At 39.4% G+C, this 20,206-nt stretch carries 23 protein-coding genes; 13 read left to right on the top strand and 10 right to left on the bottom strand.

Translation table 11 applies throughout. From position 1 onward, the window contains the following. Positions 1-172 precede the first annotated feature (172 nt). From NA23_RS04495 to NA23_RS04485, 3 genes are all read left to right on the top strand, one after another. A complete protein-coding gene (locus NA23_RS04495; protein WP_052107023.1) occupies positions 173-1,054 on the top strand; it encodes a cytochrome b5 domain-containing protein in 882 nt (293 codons plus the stop codon). A gap of 12 nt (positions 1,055-1,066) precedes the next feature. Then, a complete protein-coding gene (locus tag NA23_RS04490) occupies positions 1,067-1,450 on the top strand; it encodes a hypothetical protein (RefSeq protein ID WP_158510131.1) in 384 nt (127 codons plus the stop codon). A 166-nt stretch (positions 1,451-1,616) separates the two neighbouring features. Continuing rightward, positions 1,617-1,952, top strand: coding sequence for an Asp23/Gls24 family envelope stress response protein (locus NA23_RS04485; RefSeq protein WP_033190951.1), 336 nt, complete (start codon positions 1,617-1,619; stop codon positions 1,950-1,952). Between the two features lie 26 nt (positions 1,953-1,978). Here NA23_RS04485 and NA23_RS04480 read toward each other — a convergent pair whose 3' ends face one another. Further along, positions 1,979-3,178, bottom strand: coding sequence for an IS110 family RNA-guided transposase (locus tag NA23_RS04480; RefSeq protein WP_236938321.1), 1,200 nt, complete (start codon positions 3,176-3,178; stop codon positions 1,979-1,981). A 212-nt stretch (positions 3,179-3,390) separates the two neighbouring features. Between NA23_RS04480 and NA23_RS04475 the strand changes: the two genes are divergently transcribed. The 3 genes from NA23_RS04475 to NA23_RS04465 all read left to right on the top strand — a co-directional run bounded on the left by NA23_RS04475 (position 3,391) and on the right by NA23_RS04465 (position 6,934). Then, the gene (locus NA23_RS04475; RefSeq protein WP_033190952.1) at positions 3,391-3,708 is read left to right on the top strand and encodes an Asp23/Gls24 family envelope stress response protein; all 318 of its coding nucleotides are present in this window, start codon (positions 3,391-3,393) and stop codon (positions 3,706-3,708) included. Positions 3,709-3,838: 130 nt separating this feature from the next. Beyond that, positions 3,839-4,495: a PAQR family membrane homeostasis protein TrhA gene (gene trhA, locus NA23_RS04470; RefSeq protein WP_084384038.1), complete on the top strand. Its 657-nt coding sequence runs from the start codon at positions 3,839-3,841 to the stop codon at positions 4,493-4,495. Between the two features lie 24 nt (positions 4,496-4,519). Next, positions 4,520-6,934: a SpoIID/LytB domain-containing protein gene (locus tag NA23_RS04465; protein ID WP_033190953.1), complete on the top strand. Its 2,415-nt coding sequence runs from the start codon at positions 4,520-4,522 to the stop codon at positions 6,932-6,934. A gap of 28 nt (positions 6,935-6,962) precedes the next feature. On the opposite strand, the gene NA23_RS04460 is transcribed toward NA23_RS04465, so the two are convergent. From NA23_RS04460 to acpP, 8 genes are all read right to left on the bottom strand, one after another. Then, positions 6,963-7,817, bottom strand: a complete 855-nt coding sequence (locus NA23_RS04460; protein WP_033190954.1) for a GNAT family N-acetyltransferase — start codon at positions 7,815-7,817, stop codon at positions 6,963-6,965. Positions 7,818-7,866: 49 nt separating this feature from the next. Further along, complete coding sequence (locus NA23_RS04455; protein WP_033190955.1) at positions 7,867-8,190, bottom strand: L7Ae/L30e/S12e/Gadd45 family ribosomal protein; 324 nt, start codon at positions 8,188-8,190, stop codon at positions 7,867-7,869. A 30-nt stretch (positions 8,191-8,220) separates the two neighbouring features. Further along, on the bottom strand, positions 8,221-9,012 hold the full coding sequence (gene folE2, locus NA23_RS04450; protein ID WP_033190956.1) for a GTP cyclohydrolase FolE2: 792 nt from the start codon (positions 9,010-9,012) through the stop codon (positions 8,221-8,223). Between the two features lie 23 nt (positions 9,013-9,035). Further along, positions 9,036-9,566 (bottom strand): tetratricopeptide repeat protein, encoded by a 531-nt coding sequence (locus NA23_RS04445; protein ID WP_033190957.1) that lies wholly within the window; start codon positions 9,564-9,566, stop codon positions 9,036-9,038. Further along, positions 9,563-11,059, bottom strand: coding sequence for an HD-GYP domain-containing protein (locus tag NA23_RS04440; protein ID WP_052107025.1), 1,497 nt, complete (start codon positions 11,057-11,059; stop codon positions 9,563-9,565). Before NA23_RS04440 ends, NA23_RS04445 begins: the two co-directional genes overlap by 4 nt. A 1-nt stretch (position 11,060) precedes the next feature. Continuing rightward, positions 11,061-11,987, bottom strand: a complete 927-nt coding sequence (locus NA23_RS04435; RefSeq protein ID WP_033190958.1) for an ABC transporter substrate-binding protein — start codon at positions 11,985-11,987, stop codon at positions 11,061-11,063. A 22-nt stretch (positions 11,988-12,009) separates the two neighbouring features. Continuing rightward, on the bottom strand, positions 12,010-12,696 hold the full coding sequence (locus NA23_RS04430; protein ID WP_033190959.1) for a glycerophosphodiester phosphodiesterase family protein: 687 nt from the start codon (positions 12,694-12,696) through the stop codon (positions 12,010-12,012). A gap of 175 nt (positions 12,697-12,871) precedes the next feature. Further along, positions 12,872-13,102, bottom strand: coding sequence for an acyl carrier protein (acpP, locus tag NA23_RS04425; protein ID WP_033190960.1), 231 nt, complete (start codon positions 13,100-13,102; stop codon positions 12,872-12,874). Between the two features lie 212 nt (positions 13,103-13,314). Between acpP and NA23_RS04420 the strand changes: the two genes are divergently transcribed. From NA23_RS04420 to fabG, 7 genes are read left to right on the top strand one after another with little or no spacing between them, the layout of a single operon-like run. Then, positions 13,315-14,163 (top strand): DegV family protein, encoded by an 849-nt coding sequence (locus NA23_RS04420; RefSeq protein WP_033190961.1) that lies wholly within the window; start codon positions 13,315-13,317, stop codon positions 14,161-14,163. A gap of 44 nt (positions 14,164-14,207) precedes the next feature. Then, on the top strand, positions 14,208-15,443 hold the full coding sequence (fabF, locus tag NA23_RS04415; RefSeq protein WP_084384037.1) for a beta-ketoacyl-ACP synthase II: 1,236 nt from the start codon (positions 14,208-14,210) through the stop codon (positions 15,441-15,443). After that, positions 15,436-15,906 carry a 3-hydroxyacyl-ACP dehydratase FabZ gene (gene fabZ / locus NA23_RS04410; RefSeq protein WP_052107026.1) on the top strand — a complete coding sequence of 157 codons (471 nt, stop codon included), beginning with the start codon at positions 15,436-15,438 and terminating at the stop codon, positions 15,904-15,906. Before fabF ends, fabZ begins: the two co-directional genes overlap by 8 nt. Beyond that, positions 15,906-16,853, top strand: a complete 948-nt coding sequence (fabK, locus tag NA23_RS04405; protein ID WP_033192368.1) for an enoyl-[acyl-carrier-protein] reductase FabK — start codon at positions 15,906-15,908, stop codon at positions 16,851-16,853. The genes fabZ and fabK overlap by 1 nt, the downstream gene beginning before the upstream one ends. Before the next feature lie 44 nt (positions 16,854-16,897). Further along, positions 16,898-17,812: an ACP S-malonyltransferase gene (gene fabD, locus NA23_RS04400; protein ID WP_033190962.1), complete on the top strand. Its 915-nt coding sequence runs from the start codon at positions 16,898-16,900 to the stop codon at positions 17,810-17,812. Continuing rightward, a complete protein-coding gene (locus NA23_RS04395; protein WP_052107027.1) occupies positions 17,802-18,356 on the top strand; it encodes a biotin transporter BioY in 555 nt (184 codons plus the stop codon). The genes fabD and NA23_RS04395 overlap by 11 nt, the downstream gene beginning before the upstream one ends. Then, the gene (gene fabG / locus NA23_RS04390; protein WP_033190963.1) at positions 18,343-19,059 is read left to right on the top strand and encodes a 3-oxoacyl-ACP reductase FabG; all 717 of its coding nucleotides are present in this window, start codon (positions 18,343-18,345) and stop codon (positions 19,057-19,059) included. Before NA23_RS04395 ends, fabG begins: the two co-directional genes overlap by 14 nt. Positions 19,060-19,164: 105 nt before the next feature. On the opposite strand, the gene NA23_RS04385 is transcribed toward fabG, so the two are convergent. Continuing rightward, complete coding sequence (locus tag NA23_RS04385; protein WP_033190964.1) at positions 19,165-20,112, bottom strand: alpha/beta fold hydrolase; 948 nt, start codon at positions 20,110-20,112, stop codon at positions 19,165-19,167. Positions 20,113-20,206 lie beyond the last annotated feature (94 nt).

The following is a 20,206-nucleotide window of genomic DNA, read 5'->3' as shown; positions in this document are numbered from 1 at the left end:
AGCTACAACTACTGAAAATTAACGAGAAGAGTTCTTACATGGTCTTGCAGATATAAACTCACTTAAGAAAGTTATTTCAAGTCTTTATTTAGACAGAATAAAATTTCTTAGGTTTTTCTAAGCTTGTTTGTGGTATAATAATTTTAGACCAGAGTCCTTAGGAGGTGAAAGCATGAGGAATAGCAAGTTAACAGCAGTTTTGTTTTTATTAATTGCGTCAGCGAGCATTCTTTTGGCTGGTCATTTAGACAGCTACTTCAATATCCAAAAATTCAAGGGAGAGTACAAAATCATCTCTTCTGAGACGCTTCAAAAGGCTTCAGGATGGGTATCTGTTGAAGGTGTTGTTTACAATCTCGGCACCTCTGCACCTGCCAAGAAGCAAGTGAAATTATCGGAAATAGACGCTAAGCAGCTTTCAAACGACAAAATAGTCGGCTTGCTTGGAATTACCATTTCTGAGCTCTCTAAGTACAACGGTAAGAACGCACCAACAATGGTCGCTGTCAGCGGTATTGTTTACGATCTTTCTTCGTCAAAGTCGTGGAGTGGAGGCAATCACAAGAATCAACACGTTGCTGGTCAGGATTTGACTTACGACATTTTGAAACTTTCACCTCACGGAATATCAAGAATAAAGTCCTTCCCATCGTACGGAGTTCTTGTCTTTACCCCGGATGAATTGATCAAGTACAATGGAAAAAAGGATAAGAAGATTTACGTTTCTGTTTTCGGAATTGTATATGACGCAACGTATTCGAAAAGGTTCAGCAATGGAGAACATTACGGACATGATATGGGAGTAGACCTAACGAGCGAGATCCTATCCCTACAGGGGCACGTTAGTTTATTGAACAAGTTGTACGCAATCGGGTTGTACGTTTTCAATGAGAAGAGCATATCGAAATTCAACGGAAAAGATAACAAGCCATTTGTAATAGTTAAGGAGCTTGTTTACGACATATCCAGAAATTCTCAAGGAATTCAATCGGGAAGCGTTTTTGACGGTCAGCCGCGCCAAGAATGGCTGCTTGTCGGTTTTAAACTAAATTGAAATAGAGGTGCTATGCATATGACTTATCAGATTTTGGGAATAACAAGTGCGGTGCTGTTATTTTTCCAGATTTCCCTATTTGTTTTCAGAAGGATTTATAAATATCTGCCAAAAAAACCTACTTGGTTCCCACTAATTCTTAAGTTCCTTAGGCGCGCTCATGTGTACACTGGGATAGCGCTTTTGATTGTTGGATTTATTCACGGTTATCTCGCTCTTGGAACTATAAAATTGCACACAGGACTTATACTCTGGTTGGGTATTCTGCTTGCTTTCGTTGGTTTTCTATTTAAAAACAAAGTAGGTAAAAAGTGGATATTTTATCACAGAATCATGGGATTTGTCCTTATCGCATTATTTTTTGTACACTACTTCTTCCCATGGCTTCTTAAATAGAGCGATCAGTTATAATTAATCGTGTGCGGCCACTTCTGCTGGACTTTAGCAGAAGTGCTTTTTATTTGACTTTTTGTTAACATGGTGGTAAAATGAATTTAGAAAAAGTTAAACTTGCTTTTTCTTAAAGTACGCAAGTATTTTTCTTTCAATGGAGGTGAGTTTAATGAAATTTCAAGGAACGTGTGGAGAAATCGAAGTAACAGAAAGGGCCCTGAAGAAGACAGTGTATTATGCTTTGACAGAACTTTCCGATAGGTTAAACGTGTCTGCCAAGAACTGGTTGCAAAAAGTCTTAAGCGTTTTCTCTTCTGAAGAATCCAATATTGTCATTGTGGAGAGCTCAGATGGTCTCACACTAGACCTTTATGTGGCAATTGGTTACGGTATAAACATTCCCGAGACCTTTTCCATGGTGAGGGAAAAGATAATCGAATCATTCAAAAAACATCTTGCCTTAGAAAATGTAGATGTGAATATGCATGTTACAGAACTCAGGTGATATGTTTAACAGCATTAAGGAGTCAACTATGCAAAATTAAATTTTTGTTTTGAGTGTGAGATAGCATAATCAATATTGAACTTCTCTTTCTTTCTCAACATTGCGTACAACGTTCGCAATAACTTGTGTACTACTGACATTATCGCTTTTTTGTACGGTATACCTTGCTGCCTTTTTCGTTCATAGTATGTTCGGAAATATTCGTTGTGAATCACTACACTCACTGCCATTAGCCATAGTATTCGTCTTAGGTGGGCATTGCCCCTTTTCGATATGTGTCCTTCTACTTTGCTTTTGCCTGATTGGGCAATGCTTGGATCGAGTCCACAATACGCAATGAGTTTTTTGTATGTACTAAATCTTGAGATATCTCCAACTTCTGCCAAGAAATGCATCGCGCTGTTTTCACCAATACCTGGTATTGACGTGAGTATCTCGATATCAAGGTTTATCGCACTACATTCGCAATATTCTTTCATCATCTTGTCGTATTCTTCAAGCTGTTGCTGTAAAAATTGTAGTTCTTTGATATTTTGCACAAGAATCTTTTCTTTCATCGGCCAATATTGAGCAATCGAGTTATTAGCGAGTTCTTTAAGTTTTTGAGCATTAAGTTTTGTACTTCTGCCACGGTCTTTGGAAAAGAACACATCCAGATTACGAGCCTTTTGAATAGCCTTGGCAGAAGGGAAATGAGAAAGAAGATTGAGGATAGTGTCACTGTAGATATTGGTAACTCTTTCGAGTTCAGGGAAAAGAACGTTGAGCAGTTTTTCGATATTGTCTTTAACTTTTGCGATGCGGTGGATAATGTTTTCGCGTGCTCTGACAATATCACGAAGCTCAGAGTTGACAAAAGCAGAAGAAGGAATTTGATGTTGTAGGTAAAACAAAGCAGTAGCGATAATGCGAGCATCGATTTTGTCGGTTTTGGTCTTTCGAAGAGAAGCAAAGTTTTTAACAGTTAGAGGATTAAAAACAGCGCAAGCAAAGTCGTTGGAAGAAAGGAAAGCCAGAAGGTTGAGATGATAACAGCCAGTAGATTCCATAGCGATGATGATGGATTGTTTTGGGAAGGCAGAGAGTTTGTTTGCGAAGGAGGAAAAGCCTTGCTGGGACATATCGAAAGAAGATTCGAAGATGATGGAACTGGGATTAGAGATAGCGCAGACGTTGAACTTATCCTTGGAAACATCGATGCCGACGAAAACAGGGAAGTTATCCATGAAAAATCCTCCTTTCGAATGATGAGGGCAGGGAGCCTGCTGAACCAATCCTCCATGCTGACGAGGGCTGAAAGCCCAACCAACTAATCATGGTTAAAGGCAGGCAACAGACTCCTTAAATGGCTTAAAAGCCAAGGTGACATAAGTTGTCCTGCCCTCAATTTTTTTAAGCTAAATTATTTATACCATATTTTTATGTAGGAGGTGCGCTTATGGGCAGAATAGAGATCAATGCGAATGTCTATCAAGAAATAGTCTACAGAAGTGTTTGTGAATTCCTTGGATTAGAGGATGCTGAAAACACAATGAACTTCAAGAAAAGTAATATTATTGTCGAAAAATTTCAGCCCTCAGAAGATGAGGATAAGGAAAGGGTAAAATTCACGGTCCAAGTTCCGGCAAGATTCGAAAGTAATTTCATAGAATATGCAAACAACATCGCCTGTCATGTAAAATCAAAGGTCGAGGAGATAACAGGGATGTTTGTAGAATGCGTGAATATCAGAGTGGCAGATGTCATAAACGAGTAAGCATGTGTTTGAAAGTTTAACCTGTGAAAGCGAGATAATTCTTTTGCTTTTTTCAACATAATCATTGGGAAAAGAATATTCCCAACGGTTTTTATAAATCTAAGAAAAACTAGAACATGGGGGAACTAAGGTGAAAGATAAAGACAACATTGAGAAATATACATTAGGAGAAGAGATAGCGAATTCTGTAACACACGGCGTTGGAGCTTTGCTAAGTATCGCCGGAGCGGTTGTTCTTATAGTCATCGCATCATTACAGGGGGACGTTTTGAAAATACTTTCTTCCGTTGTCTATGGATTTTCTTTATTCTTGCTTTATATGAATTCAACACTTTACCATGCGATCCAACACAAGACAGCAAAGTACGTTTTAGAGATTTTGGACCATTCTTCCATTTACGTACTCATTGCAGGAAGTTATACACCATTTCTATTGCTTGCGATCAAAAGTGTGACAGGTACTTTATTCCTCTGCATGATATGGGTATTGGCAATTTTGGGAATCATTTTCAAAGTGTTCTTTGTTAGAAAGTTTGTTTACCTTTCAACGCTATTTTACGTGATTATGGGTTGGATAGTTGTTCTGATTTTTAAACCTTTGAACAAAAGTGTTGATTCTGGTATCATATGGTTATTGGTGTCAGGCGGGTTAATGTATACACTTGGTGCCGTCTTTTATGTCTGGAGAAAGTTTAAGTTCCATCATATGGTTTGGCACATATTTGTTGTATTTGGTAGCTTGTTTCACTACTTTGCAATTTTGGGTCTCATTCTGGCTAAAGCATGAAGAGGGATACGCAGAGGTGAGATTGTGAACAAGCAAGTTTTTATCCTTATAATGCTTTTATTAAGTACAATCTTAAGTACTCTGCTTTTTGGTCAGGAAATCTTCACGCTTAATGTTTCGCTTGTTTTTCCGAATGACAACGATACAGCTGCTCTGATGAAACGTTTAGATAGTAATGCACTCTCTTATTTGTATAAAATTACCATCTTAGATGCAAATCATTCTGAGACGCTGCTTAGCAGCTCTCCGATTTTGAGCTTAAGTATAGCAAAGCAGGGAACCTATGAAATTGAAGCATCGGTAATTTCAGGAAGTGATGTTTACTTTTCTGGTAAACGCGTAGTTGTTGTGGATTATAGTTCTTTTATACAAGAGGTAGAAATCCCCCTTATACCTATTGTATCAAGGATATTTGTTACTTTTGATAATGAAGGTACGGAATCAATTAGTGGTGAAAAAATAATAATTACTGATGATTCATCGAACGTTGTACTTAACGAATCTCTTAATGAAGTCGCTTTTCCTTTGTTTTTAAACGTTATCCCAGGTACCTACAAACTTACAATATTAAATGAAGAAAATCTTACTCAAAATTCTATCAACCGGGTACTTTCAGCAACTGAACTAAACGTTCAACCCGGCCAATTGTACCCGGTCATGATTTCTCTTAGAAATCAGAACATCATATTGAAAAAGAACTCAGCCAAGGTTTCCAAATTAACCGCTTTTGATGTTAACACAAGGGAGGTTATTTTCGAAAAAGAGGGTAGGTTTAAATTAGCGAGGAACTTATCAATCAATGGAAAGACCTCTTCAGCTTGGTCAAGTTTACTGTTCCCGGGGCTTAGTGATTTGTACCTTACATTCTCAAATGGTGAAATAACAAACATCGATTACAAAGAAGAGTTTCCTTCAAGGGTGCGTGTCTTAATCAGCTCAGAGCTGACCACTATTGGTGGATTGTCTTCAGCTACCTTTGAAAAACTGACTTTGAAAATCTCGAATGGTTATTCGATTTTCTCCTTTAGAGAAGGATATTGCCAAATTACGACAATGCAACACGGACAAATAGTACGATTCTCAAAGAAGTCCGATGGTTTGATTATCGAAACAAACGATGGAATAATAGGGCCTTTTGAAACTAACACACGTTTCTATTTAAAAGCACAGGCTCGTGACTCGTCAGTGGAGATTTCAGAAAAGAGCAAAAACAAGTATTTCGGAGATTTGGAAATATTCGTTAATAAATCAGGTGGTTTTAGCATAATAAACGACTTACCAATCGAAGAGTATCTGAAAAGTGTTGTAGCAAGTGAAATGCCAAGTACTTACCATTTAGAAGCATTGAAAGCACAAGCTGTTGTTGCTCGAACGTATGCTTTAGAGAAGATTCTTTCAGACAGAAGATACGCTGATCTTGGTGCAAATATGGACGATTCAACTAACTTTCAAGCTTACAACTTTCAAAAACCAAATGAAAAAAGTTCATTAGCGGTGGAACGAACGAATGGAGAGGTACTCCTTTACAAGAATAAACTCTCCGCAACATTCTATTATTCAGTGTCTGGCGGTTATGTAATGGATCCCAAAGATATTTTTAAGATGTCGATAGCGTACTTAAAACCAAAGGTACTATCAGTAGACCAGCAAAACTTATTGTTTTTAGATGATGAACTAGCACTGAAAAACTTCCTAAAGAACTGGGACATTCTAACTTTGCAAAGATTAGGTTTCCCTGAAGCAAGGAACGGGTATTTTCGATGGAAAGTTGAATTCAGTGCGGATGAAATATACAGTGCTGTAATTTCTTTGAAAAATGTTGCTGCGGTCGCGAATAATACAAATGAAAAGAGCCTTAAGGCAATCGATCCAGTTAGCGAACTAAGGAGATATGTAAACTCACAATTGCTGTCTTCACTTCGTAACGACACGTTGAGCGCTGGAACATCTGAACTTACAACTGATTTAAATGACAAAATCATTAATCAGAGTACTTTAATGGCTGTTGAAGTGAAAAATAATACTTCTGAAGAAAAACTTGATCAGAACGACCCTGAAAGGATTGTAGATGTTTATGTTAGTGCTCGAACTCCAGGGAGGTATGTAACGGAAATAACTATAGAGACGAATAAACGAATCTTTAAGATAGCTAGCAGTGATGTAACCAGTGTATTTTCGGTAAAAGGAAAGAAAATAACGCTTCTTAACGGGATTATAAGGTCTGATCTAAGTTCTTTACCAAGCTCTTTCTTTACTGTGGATGTTGTAAAAAACGAAGAAGGTTTTGCACAAAAGATTGTACTTTACGGTGGTGGCTTTGGACACGGAATAGGAATGAGCCAAGTAGCTGCAAATGTCTTAGCAAAAGACTTCGGTTGGGATTATATTACCATACTCTCGTTTTTCTATACTGGAACGCAGCTGAGGAAAGTCTATTAAACACGAATATTTTCATTATTTTTCACCATCACAGCTTTCTTACCATCTCGTATTGAGTTAATAATATTTTGAAGTTATTTCTTTCAATTGCCGCATGCAATAAGTCATCCTCTGCTACCGCAACTACAGATATTAAAGATGGGCTTGCAGTTCTAACTATATAGTCAACTGATATTAAGAGGAGCTTATCCCAGTCGTCCGGATTTGAAGATTTTGGAGCGCAGTCGACTATAAACGAAGAATTCTCGTCTGACTTTCCCCAGACTAAATAACCTTCGAGGTTGCTATGATGGAATCTAACCAAGTTGTACCTTCCATCAGAAAGCATGAGAGTTATAGGTTCGCGTTGCCAGTTGACCTTCCTTGGAATGTTTATCTCATTGCTTAATGCAATTGAGTAAACGAGCCTGTTGTCTGTTTGCAGAGCTGAATACGTCATATTGAGCGGTTGAGGATTCTCAAGGATGAACGTATCGAGGTTTCTTAGTTTTCTAAAGCCGTTTTTATCATAAAACCTTACGGCACGCTCATCGGCTGCTGCAACTTCAAGTGTTACTTGCTCAATGTTTCTCATCTTTAAGTGTCTAAATGCATGTCTCAATATCTTATCTGCTAAACCTTTCCCACGTTCGTTTGGTACAACACCCATGGCATCTATTCTTGCCCTGGTACCGCGTACGGCAATAAGGATAAAGCCTACTGGTTCGTTACCTCTAAGAAATACAAAAGAATCGCTGAAGGAAATGGAATTTTCTCTTGCGTCCATTTTAAATGACAAAACGTTCCAGTTGATTGGAATCACATAATCTTCAAACACCATATTGACCAAGCTAACAAAATCTATCAGTGGAAACTCGGCAAGGGTAACAATTTTTTCTTCCATAAATATAGCACCCCCTTGGAAGATTGAAACTACACTAGGCAACCTCAAATTACTTACTCACGGCAATCTTGATAATAGCTTCGGCAAGGTTCTCGTCAAGAATCCCTACAGCCGAAAGATTCGATTTTCCGACAGCCTTAGCCAATGCTTTCTTATCGCCAATTTCTATGTATGGAACATTGTTTATTTCGCATCGTATCTTTAAATCCTTCTTAACTCGCTCTCCGGCATCTTTTGCCACTATTAATACCTTCTTGGCTATCCTCTTGTCTGTCAAGTATTCCCTTATCATATCCTTACCAAAGGCTATTTTATTTGCCCGAGCTGCAAAACCCATGTATGTCAGTATCTTGTTTAAGGTTTGTTCGTCCATGGTCTCACCTTCTCATACTTACTGCATTTGCTAAATTTGCTCTTCTAGTTCATCACTTGTTACACAGGCATACGCGTTATGTGCGTGTATGGATTCATAGCTTTCAACTTCCACTTTGTACCATTTTATTTTATCATACTTTTTCAACTCAATCGCAACATCTCTCGCAACGTCTTCGACGAATTTCGGATTATCGTATGCAAGCTCTGTTACATACTTCTCATCAGGTCTTTTCAACAACGTAAATATCGGGGCGCTTGCCGATTTTTCCACTACCTCGATTATGTCTTCGATCCATATCATTTCTTTGCTCTCAAAAGAAACTTTGCACAGAGCCCTTTGATTGTGTGCTCCCCTTTCACTTATCTCTTTTGAACATGGGCACAACGTATGGATGGGGACTGATACGGAGATCAAAAAATCGAATTTCCCATCAAAGATTTCCGCTTCAAAAGAGCAGATATATTCAAGATAACTTTCGCTTTTCGTTACAGGTGCTTGCTTTTTGACGAAGTAGGGGAACTCTACCTCTATAACCGCTCTCTTAGCGTTTAGAACATCTTTAAGCCTGTTTAGGATGTCTTTAACTCGTTTTGGATTAATTTCCAAATGGAACTCGTTGAGGACCTCTATGAACCTGCTCATATGCGTTCCTCGATAGTCTTTTGGGAGATCTACGTACATGTTTATCGTTGCAATTGTCGCTTGTGTTCCCTGGGCTCTATCAAGAACAACTACTGGGTATCTAACGCCTTTAACCCCGACTCTTTTCAGATATATGTTTCGCGCATCACGTTCATTTTGAACATCTCTAAGTACCATTGCCGCTCCTCCGATTTTTATTCTTAGAACTCTCCTAAGTTTTTCAACACATCTTGAACCTTTTTCTTCAATTCCCCATCTGAAATCTCACGAAGGATCATGAGAGCTTCTTTACGGTATACCGAGTATGTGAAACTATCCAAGAACGAAGATAAGTATAATTTTGCACTTTCGACTTCTCCAACTTTGAGCAGTGCTGAACCCAAATAAAAGTATACCTCATCAAGCCACGGATTTTCAATATCCTTAATCTCTCTGAGTAAACTAACCGTGTCGGCGTAGTTGCCATTTCTGTAAGCAACTTTTGCAGTATCTATTTTGGACCTGATTTGGGATTTCACTTGCTTTTCGACAAGGTAAGTGAGTTCCTTTAGTTTATTATCCTCGACGTACTTAGAGAAATCTTTACTATCAGCAACGTACAATTCGTAGGCCTTAATTAACTTCTGAGCTCGTTGCAATTGTGAAAACAGCTTTACATTGTAAAGATACGTGACAAGAAACAAGACACAGAAAACGGTAGCGAGTAAGATGGATAGATTTCGACTTTTCATGCGGGATAACCACCTTCTGAATCTCCCATTTCGTCATTTACGTTCTCCAAAAAAGAGACTAACTCTAATTGCTCTGCAATGACCTCTTTGAACTTCCCAAACAACTCGGTGTCGAACTTTTTTCCAACCATGCTTTCCATTAATTCTAATGCTTCTTTAGGAGTCAAAGCATTTCGATAGGGTCTATCTTCTGTCAGTGCAGTGAAGACGTCAACTATTGAGACAATCTGAGCTCTGAGGCTCAAAGTACCTTTCGAAAGACCATCTGGATAACCAGAGCCGTCTATATTTTCGTGGTGGTGGCGAACGATATCTGCCACAAGCTCCCAACCGGGAATTTGTGAAACAACACGCTCACCTAAAATAGTATGACTCTTCATTACTTCGAACTCCTCAGCTGTGAGCTTTCCTTGTTTCAGAAGTATCTGGTCCGGTATTCCAATTTTGCCGATGTCGTGCAGTATCGCACCATACTTGATTGCGTTGAGTTCCTCAGGATCGGTGATACCAAGCTTGGTTGCTAAGGCCAAGGAGAGTTGCATAACCTTTTTCGAATGCTCTCCTGTTCCAATATCTTTGAGCTCAACGGTCTCCGCAAGTGTATTTATCAAAAGGAAGTTTCTCTCTTCTAAAGCTGATTGCATCTCCTCTATTTGTGCCATAGTATTTTCCAGTTCCTCGGTGGTTGATTTGTATCCAGCAATTGCTTCCGTATACCGTGTGAATAAGTTATAAATCGCGTCTTGGACTTTCAGCAATGGGAGATGTTTTGTTTCAATAGGTTCGTACTCAACGTATTCACCGGTCTCCACTCTGAGAATCATGTCTGAAACTATACTTCTGAGAGCAGTTGCAGCTTTCTCAAGGTCTTTTTCTTTACTTGCATTAATGTTATTTAAAAACCCCAGTGCGATCAACGGGACGAAGCCGATGAGAAAGGTGATAGAAAGGTTTGAGAGGAACACACTTGGGTTTGGAGAAATCATTACAAAAAATCCGTACTTTGTTGCCTCAGTCTTGGTAACTATATCTGCTAAGCCGAGACTAGTACGGTGTTTCACTACATTTCCAACCAGTCCTTTGTCAGATGAGTAAACAACTCTCCCATCAACTTCGACTATGATTTTGAAATCCCTAACTGGAAATTTTATCATCGATATCGGAATTTCAAGTAACACTAACTTGTCATTTTCATCGAAGACATATTTCAGCGAATATCCTTTGATAGAAATGCCATGTAGATAAAAATTAGGACCTATTCTCAGATGTTGTGAATAATCCACTCCGTTAATGGTCATTTCTTTCGACAGTTCCGTAACCACACCAACTCGGTTTTCAATATAACTATCCAGCATCTCGGAAAAGCTTTGTATGTAAACAGTGCTATCCCTATCAATTTTAAAGTAGTAAACGACAAGTAACGTAATAAGTAAAAGCAGGACTATTGTGTTGACTACAATCCCAATCCTTTTTGAGCTATTAGAACTATCCAATTTACTGTACCTCCTTGAATTTTCCTTCTTCGACAACGTAAACTTTCATTTCCGTGTTTACTCCACTCGGAGTGAAATAAACGTATCTATCCTTAATTTTCAGAACGTGTGTATTGATAAAGCGGCGGAACTGCTGCGTACTCAAGAATCTATGCTGCTGTATAAACTCAACCCAGTTGTCTATCAACTCCAGTTCTGCTCCTTGTGCCATAGGAATTTTTGGAACTAAAAAGTAAGTGCCCTCTACAAAACGACCGCCAAGGGTGAGAAAAACTTTGCTGAACGAGGCCTCCGTACCTACTACTCTTATCTTTTCATTTGCTGTCTTCAGTAACCTTACAATTTCGATAGAAGCTTTGTCCAGGGTTGTAAGAATTGCTGTGTCGTAGTTTTCAGCAGATATACCTCTAATAGATGAACTGTCCGTGTAGTAGACAAAATCCCCTGAAAAATCATCTAAAAGACTTTTAAAATCGTCACTGTACTCCCTGTTAGAACCGTCAAGAACTAACAAAAGATTTTTGCAACCGGTCTTTTTCAGGTATTCGCGAAATGCAGATATTACGGTCTCGTTTGACGGAATAAAAGAATAGATATAACCGGACTTTAGTAGTCTTGTTGAACTTATCGTTGGAGAAAGCGATATTAAATCGTACTTTTCAAGAAACGATAGGACTTTGTTACCGTCCACTGAAGTGGAAGGACCTATCACAAACCTCACACCGCGGTTAGAAAGAAATCTAAAGAATTTCTCCAAATCGCTCTCGATGTTTGATGCTATAAAATAGACTCCTTTGTTTTCGTAAGTCAGGTACTCTGCTGCATTTGTTGATGGGTTGTAGAGGAATCCAACAGTTTTTGAAGTGTAATCGAACCAGACAAAAAGGATTGCAAACATTACTATTAACAAAACAAGGATCTTATACATCAGCAAACCTCCCCACGGTCACTTACAAAAATAGCCTTACATCGTCTGTAATTATGTAGTCTACGTACCCCCAGATTTTTTCAATATCCTTCCTATCGTTCACGGTCCATACAACTATTTTTACATTTCTTCGCTTTAACTCCTTGATGATTTTCAGAAATCGTTCCGGAAAATAAGATAGACCAACCACAGGCAAATGGGCGCTGTAAGTGTTTTGTTCAAAGAGTGAAAATATCTCTTCATCGGAAAGTTTCGCATGCCCTTCGTCAAAAAGGTAGCCAAATCTTAAACTCGTGTACTTCACTTTTAATTCACTTATCAAGCTATGGTTGAAAGAGCTAAATATGAGTCCCCCATCATAAAGCGTTGTACACATCGAAATAGCTAATTCTGCTGCTTCGTATTCCTTAATCTCTATATTCAAACACTTTCCTTTAGGAGCTAACTTGAGAAATTCCTCGAGTGTAGGAACGCTCTCACCATTGCTTTTGTAACGTTTAAGTTCTGCTAAAGATAAATCTCTGACCTTTACGTCTACACCGCAAAAGTTCATTAGGCTATCGTCGTGAATTAAAACGGGGACGTTATCTTTAGTTAATCTTACGTCTGTCTCTATCCCATCCGCTCCAAGATAGAATGGTTCAAGTAACGAAGGGAGTGTATTTTCTTTGTACAATACAGGTATGCCCCTGTGACCTAGTATCTTCAATTCTTCCCACCATCCTGCTAAGGATTTTTACAAACGTTCAACGTAATTATACCAGAAACGAATGAATTTTTGTGCGAAATATTTTGATACTTTCCATTAAAAAATAATAAAACAGGCCCTGAGAGATCTCAGGACCTTGCATCTGCCATTGATATCAACTTTCTCTCTGTTCTTTTTAGGAACGAAGCTTTATTGCTTCTACAACATCCTTTACTGTTTTGATCTTTGACAAGTCTTGATCACTTATCTTTACACCGAACTCATCTTCAAATGCCATTACCAAATCCACAACATCAAGAGAGTCTGCACCAAGGTCCTCCATTAGGTTCTTGTCTAATGCGACCTCCGAGACATCCAAACCGAGTTGTTCCGCAACAATTTCGCACACTCTTTTTTCCAAATCCATACTTTTTCCCCCTTCCTCAATAGTTGAATAATGTATAGTTGTTACACGGAATATCAAGTTCAACCTCGCTTTTCAAAAGTTAATATACCACAACAATTGTTTGTTGTCAATAATAATATTTTTCATACTCAAAGAAATTTATATTGACTAATTTTGTTGAATAGAGTATAATTCTTCCAGGGAACGTTAAAATATTAAAGGGGTGAGGCTACATGGTGACCTTTGTGACAGATTCTGGTTGTGACTTACCAAAAAATGTAAGTTTACCGTTCGACTTAAAATTTCTCCCGCTGAGAGTATATGTTCGCAACAAAGAATACGAAGACAAAGTTACATTGATGCCCGAGGAACTTTACAAGATGGAGTTAGAAGGTGAGGTCGCAACGACTTCCTTGCCAAAAGTTAATACAGTAGAAATGGTTTTAAAAAATGCAGCTGAAAGTAGCGAAAAGGTCTACGTTATAACGATTTCTTCAAAGCTCAGTAACACATATGACCTCGTTCAAAGCGTTGCTAATTCGATTGGTTCAAAAAACATCGTTGTGCTTGACTCAAAAACAGCTTCGATAAAACAAGGATATGTTGTTTTGAAAGCTATGGAACTTGTAAGAAAGAAGGGTAGTTTAACCCAAGCTGATGTTGACAAGATAATCGAAAACTCCCTTCTCGTATTTTTTGTACCAACATTGGAATACCTCTACCGAGGTGGTCGAATAGGAAAAGCAAAGGCTTTCTTTGGGAGGTTACTCAATATAAAGCCGATCCTTACGACAGACGTGGAAGGTGAAGTCAACACCTTGGGAACAGTAAGAACACTCGAATCAGGAGTTTCATCTATGGTAAAGATTGCGAAAAGTTTCATTTCTGAGAAAAGTTTTGCGGATAACTACTCTGTGGTAGGTGGTTTCACTATCACCAGTATGTCGAGCTACTTAGAAAAGTTGTTAGCTGGCTTTGATGAAAAGACTATAATCGGTGTTTCAAATATCGGTGCTGCTATAGCTGCACACGTTGGACCGGAAGCATTTGGAGTTGTGGTAGGCGAGAAGATAGAATTTTAATGGATTAGGTTAACTAAAGACAGGTAAGAACGGGGGTGTGTAGTTTGAAGAGAAGAGTTGTGGTCACAGGCATGGGTGTCGTTTCTCCGTTAGGATGCTCACTGGAAACATTTGCTGAAAATCTGAGAAAAATGTACATCGGTATTGACAAAATAACTTCGTTTGATGCTACAAACCTTCCTGTTCAAATAGCAGCCGAGGTCAAAGATTTCAAACCGGAAGAATACATGGATAGAAAGCTTGCCAAACGGCTCGACAGATTCTCGCAATTTGCTCTTGCTGCCACACGTCAAGCAGTTGAGATGAGCGGGATCGATTTCACAGGTATTGAGGAAAGGGTTGCTATACTTGTTTCTTCGGGAATGGGAGGATTTTTGACGCTTGCAGAACAAAACGATGTGTTGAGAGAAAAGGGGCCAGAGCGGGTTAGTCCGTTCCTTATTCCTATGATTCTCATAAACATGGCAAGTGGAGTAATAGCGATGGAATATGGATTAAAAGGCCCAAATTTTGCTCCTGTGAGCGCCTGTGCAACTTCGGTGCACTCAATAGCACTTGGAACGCTTTTGATCCGCCATGGATACGCAGATGTTGCAATAGTTGGGGGTTCAGAAGCCACAATAGCCCCGCTTCCAATCGCTGGTTTTGCTTCAATGCGCGCACTCTCAACAAGAAACGATGAACCAAAGAAAGCATCCAGACCTTTTGACAAATCAAGAGATGGTTTCGTGATGGGAGAAGGAGCAGGAATACTTATCTTGGAAAATGAAGAGTTTGCAAAAGCTCGAGGTGCAAATATAATAGCTGAAATAAAAGGCTTTGCTATGAATGACGATGCACACCATTTCAGTGCTCCTGACCCGGAAGCAAGAGGGTCGTCTAAAGTAATGAAAATGGCTATAGATGATTCTGGCCTTTCCATTGATGATATCGATTTTGTGAGCTGTCACGCAACGAGTACTCCAGCAGGTGATGAGGTCGAACTAAAAGCTATAGAAAACGTTTTTGAGAACAGAGTGAAAGAAATTTACGTTAATTCTACAAAAACACTAACTGGACACCTCCTTGGCGCTGCGGGTGCCGTTGAAACGATAGCTTCCATAATTCAAATGAACAGCGAGTTTATTCACGGTATGCCTAACCTTGAAGAAATGGACGGTCCAGATTACTTCAACATTCCAAGAAATACTGTGGAAGGTGTACAGATAAGGAATTTTGTTAAGAACTCATTCGGATTTGGTGGACATAACGCATCCTTGGTGGTGGGGAGATATGAGTGAAAGACTTGAAGAAAACAGGAAAACATTGAAAACAAAAGATGAGATTTTAAAGATTTTACCTCACAGAGACCCAATACTTTTGGTTGATGAAGTACTCGAGCAAGGTGAGGACTATATTGTTGCTAAGAAGTACGTTAAATCAGACGAACCTATCTTCAAAGGCCATTTTCCAGACTATCCGATATATCCAGGGGTTTACATAATCGAGGGTCTTGCACAAGCAGCTGGTGTTTTGCTTTTGGAAGGATTAGAAAAAGATTCGATACCTATTTTCATAGGTATTGACGAGGCAAGGTTCAAGAAAGAGGTAAGGCCTGATTGCGAGTTATTATACGAGGTGAAAGTTGTTGATAAAAAAGGTCCAATAGTGATTGTCGATGGAAAAGCTAAGGTCGGTGATCAATTGGTTGCGAAAGCCAGACTGATGGTAGGAGTTAAAAGAAGTGAGGCTGATGGAAAATGATGAATTTCAGACAGAATAATAGGATCTGTCAATTGTTGAATATTGAATATCCTATAATCATGGGTGGTATGTCTTGGGCAGGCACTCCAAAATTGGCTGCAGCGGTTTCAAATGCAGGAGGGTTAGGGGTCATAGGTTCAGGCGCAATGAAAAGAGAGCATTTGAAAGAAGCCATTGATACAATTCGAACACTGACAGACAAACCGTTTGGGGTGAATATAATTCTTGTGTCCCCTTACGTAGATGAGCTGGTCGACTTAGTCATAGAAGAGAAGGTACCAGTTGTAACTTTTGGTGCAGGAAATCCATCAAAATACATGACAAGATTGAAGGAAGCAGGAATTAGAGTCATCCCTGTAGTTGCTTCCGACAACATGGCTAAGATGATGGAACGTATAGGGGCTGATGCCGTTATCGCTGAGGGGATGGAATCTGGAGGTCACATCGGTGAAGTAACTACTCTGGTTTTGGTGAACGCTGTTTGCAGAGCAGTAAAGATACCTGTCATAGCGGCCGGTGGGATAGCCGACGGTAGAGCAATGGCAGCTATGTTTGCACTCGGTGCTGAGGGCATCCAAATGGGAACAAGATTCATCGCTTCTACAGAAGCTGACACGCACGAGAATTTCAAAAAGCTCATCTTAAAATCATCCATACGAGACACAGTTGTAACGGGAGCTCCTTTGGGACATCCTGCGCGAGTCATAGAAACGAGGTTTGCCAGGAAGGTAAGGGAACTGGAGACTAAGAACCTTCAAGAAGCGGAAGAGGTTTTGGTTGGCAGCCTAAGAAAAGCGGTTGTAGATGGAAATATCGAAGAAGGCTCGTTCATGGCCGGTCAATGTGTCGGTTTGATAAACGAAATTAAACCGGTAAAAGAGATTATACAGGATATCGTAAACGAATTCTATGAAACAACTCAAACGTTCTGCGAGTTCGTGAAATGAGTCTTTCAAGGCTTATCAATTCACCTAGCATGGGGGTGACGTTTATGAGGTTAGCTTATCTTTTTCCTGGTCAGGGTTCACAATACAGCGGTATGGCTACAGATTTTTCAAAGTACGGTTCATGGGGGCACTATGCAAAGGTTGCCAACGAAGTGCTTGGTTTGGACTTAGTTGAGATTATGGATGGCGACGAGGAAATCCTAAAGTTAACTGAAAACGCTCAACCAGCTATATACCTAGCAAGTTATGTAGCTTTCGTTGAACTGAAAAAGTATTTGAAAGAACCAGATTTTGTCGCAGGGCACAGCCTTGGAGAGTATACAGCACTTGCCGCTGCAGGAGTTTACGATTTCGAAACGGGTATCTACCTTGTAAGAAAACGAGGAGAGTACATCTCCCAAGCGATGAAGCCTGGCGAAGGTAGTATGGCAGCGGTAATTGGAGTGCCGATAGAGCAGATTGATGAACTCGTTAAAAAATACGAAGGGCTTTACATAGCAAATTACAACTCTGAAGAACAAACGGTTGTGAGTGGAAAGGCTGAAAGTGTTAAAAGTTTTGTAAAAGACCTTACTGAAAATGGGAAAAGAGCGATAGAATTAAAGGTATCAGGACCATTCCATACACCGTACTTGGAAAGTGCCAGGGAAAAGATGGCGATAGAAGTGGAGCATATAAAGTTCAGGCAACCAAGATACCCTATTGTTATGAACAGCATCGCACAAGAGATAACAGACCCGGAGCAGATAAAACATTACATTCTTGAGCAAATCAGCGGTCCGGTCTACTGGAAGCAGTCTGTTGATAGAATGATAACACTTGGTGTTAGCGAGTTCATAGAGGCAGGGCCAAAAAACGTTCTGACTACGATGCTTAAGAAAGCAAAACTTAATGCTAAGCATTTCACCTCACTCATCGGAATCAAAGACGGAACGGAGGGTGTACCAAGTGGAAGATAAGAAAAAAGCAAAAGAAGCAAGACCAAGGAATTTCAAAAGATTAACAACTATTGCTTTGTTTGCCAGTTTGACAGCGGTAGGTGCCCAGATTTCGATTCCCATAGGAAGCGTTCCAATAACGTTGCAAATGTTCTTTGTCTTTCTTGCAGGTTTTACTTTAAATACTTTTGATGCGTTCCTTTCCATGTTAGTGTACTTGGTACTTGGAGCGGTGGGACTGCCTGTATTTGCAAACTTTTCTGGTGGGATCATTCATCTCATAGGGCCCACTTCGGGCTATCTGTGGGCGTTTCCAATAAGTGCTTTCGTAATTTCTTGGCTTTCAAGAAGGACAAATGCAATATTGTCTGGATTACTTGGACTTGTTGTAGTTTACCTAATTGGTTGGACTGTTTTAGGCTTTCATATAGGAAGCTACAAGAAAGCATTCTTAGTTGGTGTTCTACCATTTATTTTTCTTGATGCTCTTAAATTGGCAATGTCTTATTTCGTTGCTTTAAAGACAAGAAAAATCTTAGGAGGAAGTGCATATGGGCAGGCTTAAGGGAAAGGTTGCAATTGTCACCGGTGCCTCAGGAGGCATTGGTAGAGCAATAACTAGAGAGTTCTTAGAAGAAGAATGCGTTGTTATTGGATTCAATTACGTGTCTTCTGCTGAAAGTACACACGAAGGACTCTACTATGAATATGTAGTTGATATCACCGACAGAGTTGCAGTTGAAGGTGCTGTCAAAGACGTGATTAACAAATTTGGAAGAGTTGATATTTTGATTAACAATGCAGGAATCACAAAGGATAACTTGATTTACCGAATGAGTTATGAAGAATGGGACAGTGTAATAAACACGAACCTTACCGGCGCGTTCAATATGATTAAAGCAACGATTCGGGAAATTGTGAAAAATGAAGGCGTGATAATCAACATTTCTTCCGTTGTAGGCCTGGAGGGTAACATAGGTCAAGCGAATTACGCTGCTTCAAAAGCGGGGCTAATTGGCCTGACCAAATCTTTGGCTAAGGAATTCGGGAGGAAAAACGTTCGTGCAAATGCCATTGCTCCGGGATTTATTGAAACACCTATGACGGAGAAATTACCGGAAGACATCAAGAAAGCAGCCCTTGAAAAAATCTCCATGAAACGATTTGGAAAGCCGGAAGAAGTTGCTAAATTAGTGAAATTCCTTGTACTCGATGGAACGTACATAAACGGTCAGGTAATAGTTATAGACGGTGGTATGGAACTCTAAACTCCTTAGCTTTCAATAAGAATCGCGCTTGGAAATCCTCCTCTCTGAAATCTTACATTTCTTCTTGACAGAATTTGACCCCTTACTAAAGGGGTCGTATTTTTTTCACTCCAGAATATCGATGAGGAATTTCCTGACCAGTTCTATAACTAATCTGTTTGATAAAGGCATGTGCCCTTCGTTTGGAATCAACATAAATTTCGAGTTCTTTATTGATTTGGATAAATACTCACCTATCGACGGAGGGGTTATCTGATCTTTTTCACCGTAAATAATAAGAGTTTTGGCGGTTATACCCTCAAGATCAATTTTTAAAGGTTTCTGCGCTGCTTTGTCTTTTGTGAACTTTATGAGTATTTCCGCAGGTAGAAAGTAATTTTGTGAAAACAAGTAGTCGAAGTGTTCGGTGTTCAGAATCTCACCTTCTGCTAATGAATTTCGGTAAACGAATTTGAACAGCGGATAGGTTTTCAAACCAACATCCAGAAGTAGTTGGTAAAACTTAAGTTGGCGCTCATTGGTTAGCTCAAACGGAGGACCCGAGTTTTGTAAATCTTCACTATTAACATTGTACGCAGCGTCAAACAAAATGAGCCTTTCTACTCTTTTTGGAATAGTGCTTGCTATTGCGAGTGAGATGTACCCACCCATCGAGTGACCAACAAGAGTGAATTGTTCTATTCCCAGGGAATCCATAGACTTTATTATGAGTCTTACAATCGACTCGTCGGAATAATCAAAGTCTTTTTTCTTTTCAGATAAACCAAATGGTGGTATATCAAACGCTACGCAGTGATAATTTTTCGATAGCGCATCAATTAGCACCTTCCAGTCGTAAGAAGAACCGGCGAATCCATGTAGGAACACTATAGTTTCAAAGTTACCTTTTCCGTATTCTCTGTAAGCAACTTCAATTCCATCGATTGTGAGTTTTTTTACGTCCCTTGAAACGTATTCGATTATTCCTGACGTTGATATATGCGTCGTGATGTAAAACGCAAGCATTCCTAGTATCAAAGCCTTGAGAAAGGTCATTAAACCATTACTTTCCATAGATTCACCTCCGCATTTTAACGCGATTGCTCTACAATAACAGTTAAAACAATTATACACCAAGTTGCACCATCAACTAAATGAAAAATCTGCT

This window comes from Fervidobacterium islandicum (assembly GCF_000767275.3).
In the GTDB taxonomy this organism is placed as follows: domain Bacteria; phylum Thermotogota; class Thermotogae; order Thermotogales; family Fervidobacteriaceae; genus Fervidobacterium; species Fervidobacterium islandicum.
This window is presented reverse-complemented; position numbering and strand designations above follow the sequence as displayed.